The sequence below is a fragment of the Acinetobacter sp. NIPH 1852 genome (assembly GCF_022549455.1).
Lineage (GTDB): Bacteria > Pseudomonadota > Gammaproteobacteria > Pseudomonadales > Moraxellaceae > Acinetobacter.
This window is the reverse complement of the sequence record NZ_JAKZGG010000026.1, coordinates 1-17,302: the sequence shown is the minus strand read 5'-3', so window position 1 is coordinate 17,302 and position 17,302 is coordinate 1. Positions and strand designations below refer to the sequence as shown.

The 17,302-nt window shown below is 40.6% G+C and carries 16 protein-coding genes and 1 pseudogene; 6 read left to right on the top strand and 11 right to left on the bottom strand.

Going from position 1 to position 17,302, the window contains the following annotated elements; all coding sequences use genetic code 11:
- The 7 genes from MMO38_RS15525 to ispH form a co-directional block, all read right to left on the bottom strand.
- Positions 1-570, bottom strand: a complete 570-nt coding sequence (locus tag MMO38_RS15525; RefSeq protein WP_277602885.1) for a type IV pilin protein — start codon at positions 568-570, stop codon at positions 1-3.
- Positions 558-4,520 (bottom strand): PilC/PilY family type IV pilus protein, encoded by a 3,963-nt coding sequence (locus MMO38_RS15520; protein ID WP_241324096.1) that lies wholly within the window; start codon positions 4,518-4,520, stop codon positions 558-560. The genes MMO38_RS15525 and MMO38_RS15520 overlap by 13 nt, the downstream gene beginning before the upstream one ends.
- Before the next feature lie 19 nt (positions 4,521-4,539).
- Positions 4,540-5,370 (bottom strand): PilX N-terminal domain-containing pilus assembly protein, encoded by an 831-nt coding sequence (locus MMO38_RS15515; RefSeq protein WP_241324095.1) that lies wholly within the window; start codon positions 5,368-5,370, stop codon positions 4,540-4,542.
- Positions 5,370-6,374 carry a PilW family protein gene (locus MMO38_RS15510; RefSeq protein WP_241324094.1) on the bottom strand — a complete coding sequence of 335 codons (1,005 nt, stop codon included), beginning with the start codon at positions 6,372-6,374 and terminating at the stop codon, positions 5,370-5,372. Before MMO38_RS15510 ends, MMO38_RS15515 begins: the two co-directional genes overlap by 1 nt.
- The gene (gene pilV / locus MMO38_RS15505) at positions 6,374-6,916 is read right to left on the bottom strand and encodes a type IV pilus modification protein PilV (protein WP_004673161.1); all 543 of its coding nucleotides are present in this window, start codon (positions 6,914-6,916) and stop codon (positions 6,374-6,376) included. The genes MMO38_RS15510 and pilV overlap by 1 nt, the downstream gene beginning before the upstream one ends.
- Positions 6,916-7,404, bottom strand: a complete 489-nt coding sequence (locus tag MMO38_RS15500; protein ID WP_241324093.1) for a GspH/FimT family pseudopilin — start codon at positions 7,402-7,404, stop codon at positions 6,916-6,918. Before MMO38_RS15500 ends, pilV begins: the two co-directional genes overlap by 1 nt.
- 141 nt (positions 7,405-7,545) lie before the next feature.
- Positions 7,546-8,496, bottom strand: coding sequence for a 4-hydroxy-3-methylbut-2-enyl diphosphate reductase (gene ispH, locus MMO38_RS15495; protein ID WP_241324092.1), 951 nt, complete (start codon positions 8,494-8,496; stop codon positions 7,546-7,548).
- Between the two features lie 103 nt (positions 8,497-8,599).
- Here ispH and gmk point away from each other — a divergent pair, with 103 nt between their 5' ends.
- From gmk to bfr, 6 genes are all read left to right on the top strand, one after another.
- Positions 8,600-9,223: a guanylate kinase gene (gene gmk / locus MMO38_RS15490; protein ID WP_241324091.1), complete on the top strand. Its 624-nt coding sequence runs from the start codon at positions 8,600-8,602 to the stop codon at positions 9,221-9,223.
- Positions 9,224-9,293: 70 nt separating this feature from the next.
- Complete coding sequence (gene rpoZ / locus MMO38_RS15485) at positions 9,294-9,572, top strand: DNA-directed RNA polymerase subunit omega (protein ID WP_004673169.1); 279 nt, start codon at positions 9,294-9,296, stop codon at positions 9,570-9,572.
- A gap of 234 nt (positions 9,573-9,806) precedes the next feature.
- Entirely contained in the window at positions 9,807-11,915 is a 2,109-nt protein-coding gene (locus tag MMO38_RS15480; protein ID WP_241324090.1) for an HD domain-containing protein, read from the top strand.
- A gap of 103 nt (positions 11,916-12,018) precedes the next feature.
- Positions 12,019-12,399: a RidA family protein gene (locus MMO38_RS15475; RefSeq protein ID WP_241324089.1), complete on the top strand. Its 381-nt coding sequence runs from the start codon at positions 12,019-12,021 to the stop codon at positions 12,397-12,399.
- A 179-nt stretch (positions 12,400-12,578) separates the two neighbouring features.
- Entirely contained in the window at positions 12,579-12,773 is a 195-nt protein-coding gene (locus MMO38_RS15470) for a bacterioferritin-associated ferredoxin (RefSeq protein WP_004673176.1), read from the top strand.
- 313 nt (positions 12,774-13,086) lie between these two features.
- Positions 13,087-13,551, top strand: coding sequence for a bacterioferritin (gene bfr, locus MMO38_RS15465; protein WP_004673178.1), 465 nt, complete (start codon positions 13,087-13,089; stop codon positions 13,549-13,551).
- A 49-nt stretch (positions 13,552-13,600) separates the two neighbouring features.
- Here the strand turns inward: bfr and MMO38_RS15460 are convergent, their stop codons facing one another.
- The 4 genes and pseudogenes from MMO38_RS15460 to MMO38_RS15445 all read right to left on the bottom strand — a co-directional run.
- On the bottom strand, positions 13,601-15,238 hold the full coding sequence (locus MMO38_RS15460) for an O-antigen ligase family protein (protein WP_241324088.1): 1,638 nt from the start codon (positions 15,236-15,238) through the stop codon (positions 13,601-13,603).
- Between the two features lie 155 nt (positions 15,239-15,393).
- Positions 15,394-16,128 (bottom strand): TfpX/TfpZ family type IV pilin accessory protein, encoded by a 735-nt coding sequence (gene tfpZ / locus MMO38_RS15455; protein ID WP_241324087.1) that lies wholly within the window; start codon positions 16,126-16,128, stop codon positions 15,394-15,396.
- Between the two features lie 35 nt (positions 16,129-16,163).
- Positions 16,164-16,589 carry a pilin gene (locus MMO38_RS15450; protein WP_241324086.1) on the bottom strand — a complete coding sequence of 142 codons (426 nt, stop codon included), beginning with the start codon at positions 16,587-16,589 and terminating at the stop codon, positions 16,164-16,166.
- 173 nt (positions 16,590-16,762) lie between these two features.
- Positions 16,763-17,302: pseudogene (locus MMO38_RS15445) on the bottom strand (hypothetical protein); the annotation flags it as partial.

Genomic DNA, 17,302 nt, shown 5'->3' with positions numbered 1-17,302 from the left:
TTACCAGTCCTCCCTTCCTGTTGCTTCCGTACCACACCCTTCATCTGTAACATTCAATTTTGTTTTATTTTTACAACGTACTCCAGCACTGGTCATTAACAAATCATAGTTTCTAACGTCGTTCGTTCTCGCAATCATAACCCAATTACGAGCTCTAATCGTGGGAGCGGTAGTATCCGTTAACAATCTTGTTGGCGCTTCTGCATCTGTGATTGTAATTGTATATTTAATCGCCGAACTCACTGCTCCTCTTGGCAAAGTCACTGAATTCATTGGCCCCACGACGTTATAAATAAAATTCGGGTCAAAGCTTCGATAAGTAAAGTTTTTTGCCTTATGGCGCTCTAATTGTTCTGCAATCTTTTGCATTTCTTGTTGCGCCATAGCGACATTAGCTCTTCTCACATATTCCTGATAACTCGGAATTGCTATTGCAGCAAATATCGCAACGATAACAACAACGATCATCAACTCAATTAGAGTAAACCCTTTAGTAGCCCCCTCTTTCAACCGACGAAACGTTCCCGTCGATTGAAAGAATTTTGTATTTCCTTGCGTTATTTTTTCCATCTTTCATACCATCGAGTTGGATTAATCGTCGGAATACAATTCCAAATTCCATTCCCTTTTTCATTCCCAGCAATAGAGAAATCTGGACATGGATTTGTTGATGTTGGTTCTTTAATTGGCACTGGTGCCAAGCCAACAATTCCCCCGCCGATCACATTTTTATTACACTCAGTGACATTAGGCGGGCAGTCTTCCGTTGTCGTTTGAAAGCCAGTACCACCTTCTCGTGCGAGATTCACGGTACCATCTGACTTAAGACAAACACCATAAGGTAAGCAAAAGCGTTGACTATCTGTTTCACCAATCACACGAGGTTTACATGGGTCTTGTTGTGCAATACCCGTACCTTGTGGGTCATAAACAGGGACAATCAAGTTACCTGTTAATGCAATCGGCTCTTCAAATGCTTTCATACCACCCGCTACACGGAAACTATTATCCGCTCTTTCGATACCGTTACTGTTACTAGACAGCGAACGATACCAACCGTCTTTGGTAGCCGATGCACCAACAAATGCACCGATAATATTACCTGTCAACAATTGTGGATTTTTCTGCAAATGCGAGAGATTTTTATTTTCTGTACTCAGTGTTGGTGTACCACTAATTAGGTCTGTCTTAATAAAATCACGATCAATGAGACCATACACATTATTCACTAAGCGATCATTTAAAGCATTCACGGGGGTCATTCCATCACGGCCTCGTAATGGATAAACATCTAACGGGGTACTTCGATTACCCGATGCAAGACCAATCAACATGAATGTCTCAGCACCTTGATCATGAATCGTCACCGTAGGGGCTTTATAGAAACGTGGATTTTTTCCTTGATCTAAAGCAGCACCACTTTCTGTGGTTGCAAGATTTGCCAAACGTACGACACGTTTACCAAAATTTGCTGTTGTTGTTCCGACCGCATTATTTAAATCTGCACGGAAGACCTGCCCCCCCAAATCCCCAAAATAAAGATGATCAATCAATCCATCCGCGTTTCGGTCAATCGCACTGACACGACTCACGATACTATGCTTCATATTTGTATTATTAGTATTTGCCCCAGTATTACTCGCCCACCATAAGCGCTCACCTGTTTTTGCATCAATGATATAAACTGCATTGCCTTTAGCAGTATCACTTCCAGTCAAAGTAAAGGTTGGGCTCTCATAACGTGCATCGTAACCACCACCCACGATCATCACACGCTTAATCACATTGTTATGACGAATATTCGCAATGATAGGTTTAGACCATGATTGTCCCATACGACTATAATTACTTTGATCACTGCCAACCCTAAATAACAGTTTAGGTTTTTTAGGGTTTAAAACATCCAGACCATAATAACTCTCTCCGCCCATACGCAATCCACCATATACATTCATCTGGCGTGCTTGTACTTTACTTACATCTGTGGCATTTGTTGCTTTCTGAGATTTGTATAATGCATCTGCAACCCATTCGCCATCCACACCGTGCACAGGTGCAGTGTTATCGCTTGCACCTTTAACTAATGCTTTAGACGCAATGTTACTTCTCAATAACTCGGATGGAACAAACACCATTTGTTCCATCCCCGTCGTACTATCTACTAGATGTAAACCACCATCCATCGTACCGTATAAAATAGATTGTTCACGAGTACTTGTGAGTTGACCAGTGGCATCTAATGTTCCTGAATATGTCAATTGCACAGGAAATGAGTGCACACTTCCACCCATTGCCAAATGGGGTGCATTTGGTGTGGTCAGTGTTGCAGGCAAATCGGTAGCTGATTCATCCAAAGGCACACTAAAACCTAGATAATTCAAAATTTTCTGTTTAACTAATATTGGAAAATCTTTTAGCGTATTTTGCTCTGTAAACTGCTTCAGTACATATGCTGCAATTCCAGTCGTTGGAATCTCACCTTCCGCATCCCCAACGGGAATACTCAACAAATCACCACTATCATCTTTACTGGTTAAATCAGCACCACCGTTCACGGTGACGTTAGTGAATAAGCGTCTTAATGCATTTGGTCTTGCTGCATATGCGTACTGTTTTGGTTCTACAGACAAGTTTTCTGCTTGACCTAAAATTGGCATTGGTACACGAGAAAGTGCTCCGCCTAAATTGATAATGCCACCATCCGTATAGCTTTTCCCATCATAGACAGCACTACTGTTCCATAAATCTTTTGTGGTTTTATTAAACGCACCTTTTGAGTCATACACCAGTGTCGTGCCATTTGCTCCTGCAAACGCACCAGCATTCGCACCGCTCAAAACCACCTTATAACGTTTTAAGTTACCGGCCCAAATCATATTATTGCTTTGCGGATTTGGCTCTAAAGCCCGCAAATAACCATAAGGTTGTAGACCCGATGGACTTAGTGCATCTGAAGGAACGGAAATTGAACCTGTGGTGAGTGGCTCAAGCGGTGCTACCCCTAAGTTATTAATGAAAGCAATAACACTATCTGTGACACCTTGCGCACTCTGAGTAGTAAAGAAACCACCATTACCATAACCCGGTGTACTTACAGCATGTGTTCCCGCCCCTGGTGAACATGCATCATTTCCAGAACGGTCAGCCTGTGTACGTGAACTCATTTTACATGCTTGTTGTACATGTGTGGCTGTTAATGCATTAAAATCATTACCAAAACCCACAAAAGCAGTTTGAATAGATACACTAACGGGGTTAGTATTTTTATTAAATAACTTTTTAGCAAATTCCCCCATACAGTGCCAAGATGCAGCCGCCCCCGTATCTAAACCACCACTTGTTGGACAGGTAAAGTTGGTTGTTGTAGTCTCCAATGCAGCAGACATAATAGCTCTTGATCTAGCAACACTTGAGTTATTCGCTTCACCATCTGATAAGACATACACCCCTTGACCATCACAGCTCACACGATCAGCAGCAGCAGGTAAAGGTGAAATATAATTGTTACCATCTTTTGAAGCAGTAATTGAATCATCAAAACCACTATCAGCATTTGTTCCTAATTGCATCTCCAAAGTATAGGTAAAATCTCCACTAGCTCCATCTCCCGCAAAATCAGAAGGCTCAACATTACCCATATTCTGCCAGTAAGTCGCATTTGTACCATTTCTATTTGTATTGTTATTGGCACAATATTGCACACCATTAGAAAAATCCGTAGAACGCCAATTCACACATTTATAATAGGTCGTTACAGATCTATTGGTCACCTTTTTATATAAATCTTTTTGAATTTCTGAGGCACTTCGTGTTGATGTTCCCATAAGATAAGCGGCAGCTTCTGCATAAGCATGGGCTGTTGGTGTACGACCTGTTGCAATCAAATCGTTAACAGCTTGCCTTAATTTATAACGTTGTGAACCTGATGTATTTAAAGTATTTACATCACCTAATGGTTCTGCTGTAACTAAAATTTTACCTCGCACATTGCCAAGTGGATAATGCCCTAATCCAACTCGCACATTTTTTAATATGGCATTATTACTCTCTAATAATGCATTCATACCATCTTTTAATCGCGTAATACGATCATAACATTTATATGTTGTATCATTGACTTTTTCACAACCCGTATTCGGATCCTTTACTTTTGCAGGAACATCACGTTCTTGACTTTTTCTAACATAACAATACCTACGCTCATAACTTGGTGTCGTTGTAGAATCTTCCCTATAAACAGTATTATCCGTTGTTGGAGTTGTTTTTGAACCATTGAAAGTTGTATCGTTTGTACATACATCGTAATCATTACGGATATAATTCATCGACCCCGATGTATCCAACATCATTACAATAGTTTTTTTACCTGCGGTAGGATTCGCATAAATCTGCATATCACTGGCTTGTGCAACCGATGTCGCAACCAGCATTGTCCCTGTAAATGCCCAAACAAACGACGCACCATATGAAAAACGGTGAACATAATGCTGGAAATCTAACCTATTTTTTTGTCTTTTCATCATCATTCTCCCCATTTATTTATTCTGGTGCTTCGTCTTCGACGTAGCGTGTCATCAGATCAATCTCTTGAACCTGTGTATTTACGGGAATGCCATAATCACGCAAACAATCCGCAACTGTTCGCTTAGTTTGTAAACCATCATCGACATTGTCATTGATAAAACCCACAGCACTACCATTACCAATACAATCTTGTTGTACTGCCGCTAAGTTGGTACTCGAATAATTGGGCAAAATTGCGGTTGAGGTGATGCGAACTCGTCCATCGACCTTACCTTGCTGAACTTTAGCGTCTTTGCTCAAATCTGTATTTCGCGCCAAATCTGCACCCGGCGTCGTATCATTTGCTGCATTAATATATTTCACCGCAACTTGTGTCACGACAGCTTCACGCGCACTGCCAAAGTCCTGCTCTAAATTACAAAAGCCACTACGGTTACTTTCAGACGTATCTACTGTTGCCTTGGTATTATCCGAAGCAGTTGCCGCTGGTGGAACCAAAATCGTTACATCGAGGATACTGCCGACTTGTAACGCTTCAGTGGGGCGATAACAGAAAATATATTCCCGCCCATGACTTAAAGGATCTTTTTGATCATCGATCACCTTACCCACAACATTCATAACCGAGGTAATATCCTTATAATTGGTTCGATTTAAGAAATAGTTAGTCGGTGTATCACTGGTTTGTAATAGCAACTGTCCTATTTGACTGTTGGTTGCAATATTCAGTGAGGTCATAGCTACACGTATTGCAACGACGCCAATGATCGTCACAACAAGCAAAATGATTAAGACAACGATCAGTGTTGCACCACGTTGTTGGCGATAGGGTTGTTTTAAGCTCATCATTTTTCTCCCAACCCATTTCTAAATGTGACGACAGTGCTGTATACACGGCGAGCAAAACGAGTATTGGTGTCAGTGAGTGCGACATTTTGGTTTAACAGATCAATTCGTCTAGACAAATCAATTGCGTTATTCCGAGTGTTATCTGTTGAACGAACCAATACTGCTAATTTGACTGAAACAATTCGAGGTGGGACAGTGGGTATAGCTGCCGCATGAGCAGCAGCGGCCATCGTACGGTATTGATTAATTGTGTAATACGCCATATTACCTGTTGAGTCCTTAGTCCCAACCTGCACCACGAAATGATCAACTCGAGGCATAATTAACTCACCAGCCCCACCGAACCCTGTAATGGATGTCGGTTTTGCAACGGCTGCTGTGCCTGCTGGCGTTGGTCTATTTGCATCACAAGCCAATCCGTAATCCGTGCCCGTCGTTAAAGCCGCATTTGCACGTCTTAAAAAATATCGCTGAATGACGTAATCACCTGCTTGTACATTTTCCCCTTCACAATTCACCATCGCATTCGGTGCAACAAACTGAATAGTTAATTGATCACTTTCGACATCAACGTTCGACAAACCTTGCCATTCATTTAAAGTTGTACTAAGTGTATCGCCAGTCCCAATACTGTGACTCAATAGACCCTTTGAAATAAAAGGTGCTGTGGCAGGCATAGGTAAGTTTGCATTAGAGGTTGTTGCATCTATAGCGGTCAATACAATTCCGCCCCATGGCGTTTGGTCATTCAACTCTGGGAAAGCTGTATTTATATAATTCGCCAAACGAATATCACGTGCGACATAATCTAAACCAAAGACACCACTATTTTGCAGTTCAGCATTTGCTTCTTGCATACGAGAAGCAAGAAATCCACCCGTAAAAAGCTGCACCGCAGCGGCAGTCACAAGCAAACCCAACGCCAACGCCACCATCAATTCAATAAGCGTAAAACCCTGCTGTTGTATCGGCTTCGAATCAACATAATGTGGAGTTTTCATTAATACACCTCCATCATTAAGCAACTTGAGCGATTCACATACACACCTGTTGCTCCCATACACTCACTTACATCCGCAGCTGTATTGGTTGCGCTAAGCTCTGTATCTCCCCATGCAGCAAATAAACATTGCCGTTGTACAGGTGCAGCTATCACACCTGGACAGGTATCCATCGTAATATTCATACCAATTTCAAATGCTGTTCGTGCAGCCATAAAAGCGTCATAAGTTGCCATTTGCGTAGGAGTACAGGCAGAGGCGGGATTGAAACACGCGTTACTAGGTGATGTCGGTGTTGCCGTAATATTGGTATAAGCTCTCACAGCCGCAGGATAATTCGTTTGTGCATCGGGGTTTGCACGCATATTTTCAGCCAACCCACGTAAAATGAGCATTCCTTGAGAACGAGCTAATGCCTCACTAGATGCATCTACCGCGCGAAGTTGCAAAATGGTATACCCTAGAACCCCAACTGCTAATAACAACAAAGCAACCAGTACTTCTACCAGCCCCACACCTTGTTGATGTTTATTAATATTCATTAACACGCCCCTGCAACTTGTCGAACATTGCCTAATCTTGTTACTTCTATTGTTCTGTTTTGAGCTGACTTACAGAAACTAAATGTTTCAGCGGTAGTTGCACTTCCGACATCATTGAACAAAATCATCTCTGCACTGGTAGATTCAATCGCAACTTGAGGGTCGATCTGTACGGAAATAACTCGTGTGTTCTGAACTTCTTGTTGATCCAATGCTGCATAGTTTGGAATCAGAGCTGTCGCACATTTATCTTTATTAAAGTCATCATCCGTATTGGTTCGGTTTAGACATACGGCTACCGTTGTTTTCATCAAAGCTGCTTGTGATTTTGCTTGATTAATCGCAAGTGTGAGTTCACGAGTTGCTGCATTTAATTTTTGTCTCGCCACCATATTGCCAAAACTAGGCACAGCCATCATCGCGACAATCGCCAAAACAGCAATCGTCACCATCAACTCGATTAAGGTGAATCCCCGACTTTTCCCCATCACTTTGTACCAATTTTTTTTAAATTTATTAGCTCTATATTAAATTTTATTTTTACAGAACCAATACAAAGCAGATAAGAACCAAAAAAAAACGGATGGAGTGTAATCCATCCGTTCCTAGTTCACATTTTTCTAATAAAATTAGGCTTGTATCACCTGTATGCGCAGCTCTTTTGGCAGGCTAAAGGTAATATTTTCCTCTGTACCTTGTAACTCTTTAGGCGGTGTTGCACCCCAATCTTGTAAGCGTTGAATCACTTGCTTAATTAAAATTTCAGGCGCTGATGCACCAGCCGTCACACCAATTTTGCTGTCCGCTTTAAACCACGCTTGTTCAAGCTGATCCGCGTTATCAACCAAATAAGCAGATTTCCCCATACGTTCAGCCAACTCACGTAAACGATTAGAATTAGAAGAATTCGGAGAACCAACCACTAGCACCACATCACATTGCTCAGCTAAATCCCGTACTGCATCCTGACGGTTCTGAGTGGCATAACAAATATCATCCTTACGTGGCCCTTGAATCTGTGGAAACTTAAGCCGCAAAGCATCAATCACCTTTGCTGTATCGTCGATTGATAGCGTGGTTTGCGTAACAAAAGCAACTTTTTCAGGATGTTTCACCATCAATGCTTCAACATCTTGCTCATCTTCAACCAAATAGATCGCGCCACCTTTGGACATATCATATTGTCCCATCGTGCCTTCAACTTCTGGATGACCTTCATGCCCAATCAGGATCGCTTCCACCCCTTCACGCGCATAGCGAGTGACTTCTATATGGACTTTAGTCACTAATGGGCAAGTTGCATCAAATACCTTTAAACCACGCTGTTCAGCTTCTATCTGTACGGCCTTTGAAACACCATGCGCGCTAAAAATCACGATCGAATCATCAGGCACTTGATCAAGTTCATCGACAAAAACTGCACCGCGCTGACGTAAATCATCGACCACAAATTTATTGTGTACTACTTCGTGGCGTACATAAATCGGGGGATTAAAACATTCGAGTGCGCGATTGACAATTGCTATAGCACGGTCAACACCAGCACAAAAACCCCGTGGATTGGCTAACACGATTTCCATAACATCCTCACTCTAAGCATCTGAATATTTATACCAAACTATTTCGTTTAGCAGCACGCTACACTACAATAGCCAAGATATTTTATCATATCAGGAAAGTATCATGTCGGGTCTATTGTTTGTCGTTTCTGCGGCCTCAGGAACAGGCAAAACATCTTTAGTGAAAGCCCTACTCGATCGAGTCAGCAACCTTCATGTTTCAGTCTCGCACACAACTCGCGACCAACGTCCTGGCGAATTAGATGGTGTTCACTATCATTTTACCACTAAAGAAGATTTTTTAGCCCAAGTTGAACAGGATGGATTTATTGAATACGCAGAAGTCTTTGGCAATTATTATGGGACTTCCCAAGCCACCGTCAAAGCACAACTACAACAAGGTCACGATGTATTATTAGAAATTGACTGGCAAGGCGCAGAGCAAGTTCGTCGACTTTTTCCAGAATCAAAACAAATCTTTATTCTGCCTCCAACACAGTACGATTTAAGACAACGCCTGTCCAACCGTGGCACAGATTCAGTTGAAGTGATTGAGCATCGTCTCAGTTGTGCCGTGGAAGATATGCGTCATTTTGCTAGTTTTGACTACGTGATTATCAATGATGACTTCAATAAAGCTGTACATGATCTAGAATCGATTATCAGCGCCAACCGTTTAGTAACATTGCAGCAAAGTAATCGTCATCAACAATTGATCGAGAATTTAATTACGCTCCATCGCGAATAGCTTGAGTCTTGCTCAAAAGCCTTTTATACTACTTAGTCATTTCAGATGTATTGTTCAAACGAGACTACTTATGGCACGTGTAACCGTTGAAGATTGTTTAGACCACGTAGATAACCGTTTTGAGTTGGTACTGGTGGCGAGTAAACGTGCACGTCAACTCGCACGTCAAGGAATGGAACCCACTGTAGAATGGGATAATGACAAACCAACCGTCGTTGCTTTACGCGAAATTGCGATGGGTCATGTAACTAAAGACATTTTGAAACAACGCGATCAAGACTACCAAACGTCAAATCTTGATATGGTATTGTCTACAAATTCATTAAACTTAGAAGGTTTTTCTTTCTAAGTCGAATTTACTTTGCATAGAAGCCCATTGTGAAGACACTGGGCTTTTTTGTTTGTTGAAATATCAGTAGATCCTGTTCTATATTGATAAAAGCACTTTCCTTCAGTTGAAAAATTTTTGAGTTTTTTTCCTGAATAAATTGACAAGTTTAGCAATATGCTTTTCATTAGAGGCTAAAGCAAATATTCATAGACGTTATCATTATTGAATTCATGTTATAAAAGGTGTTTTTCTATGCCAGGCGAAGAGGTCAGCCAAGCCAAGCAACAGTTAAAAGTAATTATTGATGCCTATCTCAAAGATAGCGACGTCCTGCGTGTGCTTGCTGCCTGTGATTTTGCCGATTTAGCACATAGCGGTATTACCCGTAAAAGTGGCGAACCCTATGTCTTACACCCTATTGCGGTGAGTTGTATCTTGGCACATATGCGTCTCGATGCAGATACGCTTATGGCTGCACTATTACATGATGTGATTGAAGACACTGAATTTAGCAAAGATGAGATTGGAGAAAAATTTGGCTTGGTCGTCGCCGAACTTGTCGATGGCGTGACCAAACTCAGCCACTCCAGTGATAAAGAATATAACAAAGCCGCATCTTTCCGAAAAATCCTGCAAGCCACCTTACAAGATCCTCGTGTCATTATTATTAAACTTGCAGATCGCTATCATAATATGACCACGCTAGGCGCGCTGCGCCCAGACAAACGTGCTCGGATTGCACAAGAGACGTTTGATATCTTTGTGCCTATGGCACGCCTTGTGGGCATGAACGAGATGGCAGATAACCTAGAACATCTATGTTATCAAAATCTTGATCTCGACATGTTCAATGACATACAAACCGCACTATTAGAAACCAAACCTAAACGCTGTGAATATCAAACCATTTGGGAACAAAAATTATCCGATTTATTAGAAAACCATAAGATAAAAGGTCGAATTAAAAAGAAAAATAATAATATCGAATTGCTACGTCACTTTGTAAAAAATGAAATTGATTTAAATGAACTGAGTCATAGCCACGCCTTTGAAATCGTTTTACAAAGCATTGCGGATTGCGACCGTCTGGTCACTGCACTGAAAGATAATTTTCAAGTCTTACAATATCGAGACCATATTCGCCGCCCTTTACCTGGCGGCAATCAGTCGCTAATGATTAAGCTTAAAGGCGAAAAAACCACACTATCTCTCACCATTCAAACTGAATTGATGCGTAAAGCCGCACGCTTTGGTGTGGTACTTGGGGAAAATGCACCTCAGGCTTGTCGATCGGCGATTCAAGCATCTATGCAAAACCTGAACACCTTAATTGACAGTGAGTGTGCCAAAACCACCTTTAGTGATTTACTTGACTATCTACATCAAGAGAAAATCTGGGTGTATACCCCTCATGGGCAGCTACATGAACTGCCACAAGGTGCAACCGTAGTTGATTTCGCGTATTCAGCAAGCTTATTTTTAGGTAACCATGCTGTTGGTGCCAAAATCGATGGTGAAATTCATCCATTATCTACTCCACTGTATAGCGGTCAGGTGGTTGAGATCATTACCGATGTATTGGCCACGCCGAATCCAGATTGGCTAAGCTTCATTAACACACAAAAAGCACGTCGTGCATTGCAAAATATGCTCAGAGATCAAGATATTGATGAGCAACGTTTAGTCGGTCAACAAGCACTGAATCGAGCCTTAAAATTATTCCATCGCTCAATCAACGATCTTTCTCAAAATGATTGGATCAATGTTTTAGAGTGGCGACATTTAAGCAGTAAAGATACCTTATTTGAACAGATCGCTGTTGGCGACCTACTACCTCAATTGGTAGCAAATCACCTATTCGCTCAAGATCAATATTCACATGTTCATGAAAGCTCAGATCGCTTAATTCTCGGTACTGAAGGCGTCGATGTAAAATATGCGCATTGTTGTAATCCCGTATTAGGGGATCCGATTCAAGGACATTTATCACGTCGCGGTTTGATCGTGCACCGTTCCCGCTGCCGTAATTTATTGCACGAACAACATTTACACCCTGAAAATATCATGCCTTTATATTGGCAATCAGAAGAAATAGATGATGTTCGCTTTAGTGCTTATTTATGTATTCATATGGCCATGAACGATGAACAAATTTCTGATCTGATCTACCAATGTCGTAAAGCAAAGACAGGGGTTGAAATGGTTCACTCACAAGATCAAAAGACCTACGTCAATATCGTGGTGAACAATCGAAAACAACTTGCACAAATTATTCGTGACTTGCGTATGCATCTGAATTTCCCGCGCATTGAACGCTTAAATATACCGATCGTCCAACCAGAAGTCGCTAAAGTGGTTTAAAACCATCTGAAAACGACTCGGCAGTACTCAGTCGTTTCGCAGCTATGCTTTTGTGTTAAAGTCGCTTTGCTTAAGATAGAAAATAATGACATAGGAGAGCTTAATGTCACGTCAAGTTATTCATACTGAACACGCCCCTGCTGCGATCGGAACATATTCTCAAGCAATTCTTGTTGGCAATACGCTCTATCTTTCAGGTCAAATTGGCTTAGACCCATACAGTATGGAACTCGTGGATGGCATTGAGGCTCAGATTCGTCGAGTTTTTGACAATCTAAAAGCAGTATGTACTGCTGCTGGTGGTAGCTTAACGGACATCGCCAAACTCAACATTTTCCTCACCGACCTGTCTCACTTCCAGCTGGTCAATCAGATTATGGGTGAATACTTCGCTCAGCCCTACCCTGCACGTGCCGCACTTGGCGTTGCAAGCTTACCTAAAAATGCACTGGTGGAAATGGATGGCATTGTCATTATTCCATAGTTTTTAATTCATATTTTTCAATAATATAAATAAAAAACATAGACACCACCGATAAGGTGGTGTTTTTTTATTCAAATTCCCAATAAGAATCTATTCACTATTCGAATGAAATTCATTGACAAACGATAACAATTATCAATAATATCAATTATCGCATTTATATTTGTGAATAGTCTGCCATGTATGTCTGTTTATGTCGTGGAATCACCGATCAAGATATCAAAGATGCCGTTGCCAACGGTACAGAGAGCTATCGTGAAATCCGCGAACAACTTGGCTTAGGAACTTGCTGTGGGCGTTGTGTTCCTGAAGCACGTGCTATTATCAGTGAAGAACTCGCTGAAATCGCTGCACGCATCTCGGTTGCAGCCTGACTTATTTAGACCTTAAAACAAATTCCATTCGTGTTTACGACTCCACCGCTTCTTGTCGAACCTTAACCCCTCTTCATCTAAGCGGTTTTTTTATAAAAATAATGTTCTTGCAAGACTTCCATTTTCTTAGGTCGCTACCATCACCCCTCTGAGCGTCGAACTCCTCATGATTGTGATTTTCATTTGCCGTTCTATAAATTACTCGCCATAACCCTGTTTGTTGATTAAAATCATATAAATTGCCTTAATAAGGGTCTGTTGGTATTTCACAGATGTTTACGGCATCAACTTGGTGTTTTATGGAGCAAGCGCAATGAAAGGCAATCGTGAAGTGATCAATCAGCTGAATCAGGTGCTTTATCATCATTTAACTGCAATTAACCAATATTTTTTACATTCTCGTATGTTTAATGATTGGGGCATCGAACAGCTCGGTTCAGCAGAATACAAAGAATCTATTCGCCAAATGAAACATGCCGATAAAATCATTGAACGTGTTTTATTTTTAGAAGGTTTGCCCAACTTACAGCATCTCGGCAAATTGTATATCGGCCAGCACACCGAAGAAGTGTTAAATTGTGATATTCGCAAAGTTAAAGAAAATATCGCGACGATTCAGCAAGCAGTTGAGCTTGCTGAGGTTGAGCAGGATTATGTAACACGCGATTTAGTCCAAGAAATCTTAGAAAAAGAAGAAGAATATCTAGACTGGCTCGACACTCAACTTGATTTGGTTGAAAAGGTTGGCATCGAAAACTACATTCAAAGTCAAATTTAAGAAACAAAAAAATCCCTTTCAAGAATTTGAAAGGGATTTTTTATCGCTGTTACTTTTTGGACTGACCAATCACCTGCTCTAAAGTCAGTTGCTTTTTATAAAGCCGATTCCAAATCTCAATATATTGCTGTGCTTCTGCCTCTCTACCATTATATGCCAGCAACTGCGCATACTTTTTCAGATTAAACGGTGTTGCTTTATTCTTCACCATTTTGCCGATCATCATTAACTCATGCTCAGACATCACTGTATTCGGTGAGAGTGCAATCCAATTGAGACGCCACTCAAACTGAGTTAATAATAGAATTTCTGAACTACCCAAAATACGAGCAGTCGGTGGCTTTTTCGCAAAAGCCAAACGGCTATTGTCTTGATAGAGCTTATAGTCGCGCCAAATCATCAGAAGTACAATAAGACTCAACACCCAAACACAACAGATAATATTCTTATGTATTTCGATGCCTTTTAAATTCGGTGTTTGCGACTGAATCAGACCCAATAAGAAGCCCAATGGCAATAAGAAATATGCATAGCGCTGCGGAAACTCAAGCATGGCATGAATCAAAATGGCAACGACCATCAACATCGCAATAATTGAAACAGTCTCTTTATTGCGTTGATTTAACCAAAATAGCCACAGGGTGATATAGCCAATAATCAAAAGACCCAGTGGAATACCATTCCAAACCAGTAAGTCCAATAAAATATTATGCGAGCTATTAAACCAAACCTGTACCGTATTGAACTGAAGACTCTCCACCACTGCCACACTGGTTTGATTCCATCCATAGCCCCACCATGGCTGTTCTGCGATCGCATGAAGGATTTGCATCCACATTCCTAAACGCTCATGTCCTCGGCTCGCCCGATCAACAATAGAAGCAGTCTTAGCCACTTCGGTAAGCTGTTCCGCTGCGATCCATTGCGTCAACAGCGGTAAAAGGTAACCTGACATCAATACAAAAGTTGCACACCAGAAAATCAGTTTAGGAAAATTCAGACGCGGGCTATTTCTATGTTGTTTATAGATCCAATAAATAAAAACAAAAATCAGTACCATCCACGACGTTCTAGACTGACTTAAACTAATCGCAAATAAAATTAAGAAACTCGATGGAATCAGCAACCATAAGGCTGCTTTTCGTTTTTCATAGAGATAAAGCCCCCCAAACAATCCCACGATTAAAAAGGTCGCCATATTGTTTGGTTGGCCAAAGTTGGCAAATGGGCGGTTTCCTTTAAGCTGAATCACTGCACTCAAGTTGGATTCGAGTTTCAACCACTGTGCGATTGCCATCAGACTGGTGATCAGAGCCGTTGCAAGCACCAGATAACTAAACCCTTGCATCAACTGTTCACGTCGGTTTGGTTGCTGTAGCGACAGGTTAAAACCGAGCAAGATCATTAACCAAAAGGTAAATAGGTAAAATGAACTCAGTAACGCAACACTCAGATCCCCAATTAAGCCAAAGCCCCATTGCAATATTGGAATCACAATAATAGGCAGCATCCATAACTGTGCTTTAGGTACTTTTATATTTTTATTCAGAGCCAAAGTAAATAGCGCAATCCCCGCAGCAAAACCAGCGAGATCGCTCGAAAAAGTCACCCATGGGTAGGTATGGAATGGCGAGAGCCACGCAAAGCCAAGTAGAGCACTGGCGAGAAGAAAACAGAGAGCTTGCATAAGGTTAAATAAAGATAAGGCTTCGCGGTAGTATATAACGAAGCCATTTTATTGATCTCAATTTGGTAGGAAAAACTACATTTTTTAATCAAGGAGAATGATCAGGCCTACCCACAACGTTTGATCAATGAACTCAATAGGAACGCCCTTTTCAATTATTTCCATGGACGTAAATCAACGATTTTAACTACGTCACCTGTTTCTTTATTGATAAGAACTGTCATATCTATCGCTGTTGCTTTGAGTGGGATGAAAGCATTGGCTTGTGGGTATTTGGCTAAAATTTTCTGTACAGATTGTGGGTCATTAAATTGTTTAAGTAGTTTCAGATCTTGGGCACGTTGTTGAATCTGATTTTTTACGTCGATCAACGGTACATATCGTTCAGGTTTTTGAGAAATTGAAATACCAGCAAATAACTCTTGGAACATTTCATCGTTACGAACATTAGTATCTTTTGCAAAAACAACGCCAACAAACTGAGGCTTAAACCAAGAAGGTTGCTGGTATTGTGGCAATGCCTTCGCAATATTATCTTCAATCAGTTCATTTTTACGCACAACCTCAAAACGATCGACTGTGTAAGCCAACCACACTGGTCTACCTTGACCGATACTATAGATTCCATAGAGTAAAGCCGAGAGTTGAAGTAGAATGATAATGCTTAAATCCATTTTTAAGGTTTTCTTGCCTTCTTTATAAACTAACCATCCTAAAACTGGTCCTACGATGACATCGATCACAAGTAGCATAAGAAAAATATCGGTTACCCCAACCGCCTCGGCGAGTGGCGCTGGATACCAAACAAAGAAAACAAGCCCTACAACGATTAAAGCAATCATTGCTGAAATAAATAAATGACTGAGAAAGAATTTAAGACGGTTAGACATTATACTCCTAAGATAATTAATTAAATTGAATAAGATTAAATACAATCAACAGGCTTTAGCCCATTCGCAATTCCAGCCGAAGTCCTACAATTCCAAGAACCATCTGCTTGGCGGTCTAAAAATATTGATTTCCCGAGTAATATTGCTGCAACATTATGCATTTGACACTCCAAGGCAGGTTGTGAAATCCCTCCACCATCTGGTGCATGTACAACATAATGACAAAATTGAGAATCTGGTGCACTAAAACCCATATTATCTACAGTAAATGTGCTATTGGTCGCCCCATCATTCATTACTAGTTCATATTGTGTTCTTGCTCCATTTAGTTCTGCGATTGCAGAACTAATTTGAGACTTCGCAACATAATTTTGATACATAGGTAAAGCAACAGCAGCTAGTATGCCAATAATCGCAATTACGATCATCAACTCAATTAACGTAAAACCATGACTTTTCATATAAGCTTCCCTTCTTTTCTTCTTTGATGAAGCAAAAGCCATACCAACGTATAATAGTAAATTAAATCAACCATATAAAACAAAAGAAAGATTTGAGTCTACATAAATTTGTCATTGCCTGACCAAATTCATCAATTAGAACTAATCCTTTTCACCTACCGATTAAAAAATTATTAATTTTCTGCCAGAGTGTCATAAATCCGTTTTCTTAAATCATCCAATTTTTCACGTTTATCTACTGTTGCTCCCCTAAAAAGCGTTAAAATACGTGAATCCTGATCAATAAAAATATCTGTTTCTACCCCAGGGAAATAACCATCTTTCATATAGACAATAAAATCCTTTCCTTTTGGTTTATGAGACTCATAGGGAAGTAGAGCATAACCATAGCATCCTCCAATTAAATTCATCGCACATGGACTAGCATTACGATCCAAAATATTGAATGGCTTTTCCAGCAGCATCTCTGATGCTAAAAGTGTCATCTCTTTTGCTGAACCAGCTAACCCACCAACAGCTGACAATGATTCTTTAAAATCAAATTTATCTCTATAAAAAGCAGCATAAAAGCCTTCAAATCTATAATCATATTGAACTTCATCAGCCAAGAAATCATTATCTATAAATTTAATATTTCGCTTTCTCAAATTATATTTAAGTTCAACGGCTTCACGAAAGCTCTGATTTGTAACTTTTTCAACTATAGCTCCCAA

Excerpts from the sequence above, each read along its gene's own strand:
- MMO38_RS15510 (WP_241324094.1), bottom strand. The coding sequence starts at position 6,374 with ATGAAAACTCCACATTATGTTGATTCGAAGCCGATACAACAGCAGGGT.
- MMO38_RS15525 (WP_277602885.1), bottom strand. The coding sequence starts at position 570 with ATGGAAAAAATAACGCAAGGAAATACAAAATTCTTTCAATCGACGGGA.
- rpoZ (WP_004673169.1), top strand. The coding sequence starts at position 9,294 with ATGGCACGTGTAACCGTTGAAGATTGTTTAGACCACGTAGATAACCGT.
- MMO38_RS15480 (WP_241324090.1), top strand. The coding sequence starts at position 9,807 with ATGCCAGGCGAAGAGGTCAGCCAAGCCAAGCAACAGTTAAAAGTAATT.
- pilV (WP_004673161.1), bottom strand. The coding sequence starts at position 6,916 with ATGAATATTAATAAACATCAACAAGGTGTGGGGCTGGTAGAAGTACTG.
- MMO38_RS15475 (WP_241324089.1), top strand. The coding sequence starts at position 12,019 with ATGTCACGTCAAGTTATTCATACTGAACACGCCCCTGCTGCGATCGGA.
- MMO38_RS15460 (WP_241324088.1), bottom strand. The coding sequence starts at position 15,238 with ATGCAAGCTCTCTGTTTTCTTCTCGCCAGTGCTCTACTTGGCTTTGCG.
- MMO38_RS15450 (WP_241324086.1), bottom strand. The coding sequence starts at position 16,589 with ATGAAAAGTCATGGTTTTACGTTAATTGAGTTGATGATCGTAATTGCG.
- MMO38_RS15520 (WP_241324096.1), bottom strand. The coding sequence starts at position 4,520 with ATGAAAAGACAAAAAAATAGGTTAGATTTCCAGCATTATGTTCACCGT.
- MMO38_RS15470 (WP_004673176.1), top strand. The coding sequence starts at position 12,579 with ATGTATGTCTGTTTATGTCGTGGAATCACCGATCAAGATATCAAAGAT.
- bfr (WP_004673178.1), top strand. The coding sequence starts at position 13,087 with ATGAAAGGCAATCGTGAAGTGATCAATCAGCTGAATCAGGTGCTTTAT.
- ispH (WP_241324092.1), bottom strand. The coding sequence starts at position 8,496 with ATGGAAATCGTGTTAGCCAATCCACGGGGTTTTTGTGCTGGTGTTGAC.
- tfpZ (WP_241324087.1), bottom strand. The coding sequence starts at position 16,128 with ATGTCTAACCGTCTTAAATTCTTTCTCAGTCATTTATTTATTTCAGCA.
- MMO38_RS15515 (WP_241324095.1), bottom strand. The coding sequence starts at position 5,370 with ATGAGCTTAAAACAACCCTATCGCCAACAACGTGGTGCAACACTGATC.
- MMO38_RS15500 (WP_241324093.1), bottom strand. The coding sequence starts at position 7,404 with ATGGGGAAAAGTCGGGGATTCACCTTAATCGAGTTGATGGTGACGATT.
- gmk (WP_241324091.1), top strand. The coding sequence starts at position 8,600 with ATGTCGGGTCTATTGTTTGTCGTTTCTGCGGCCTCAGGAACAGGCAAA.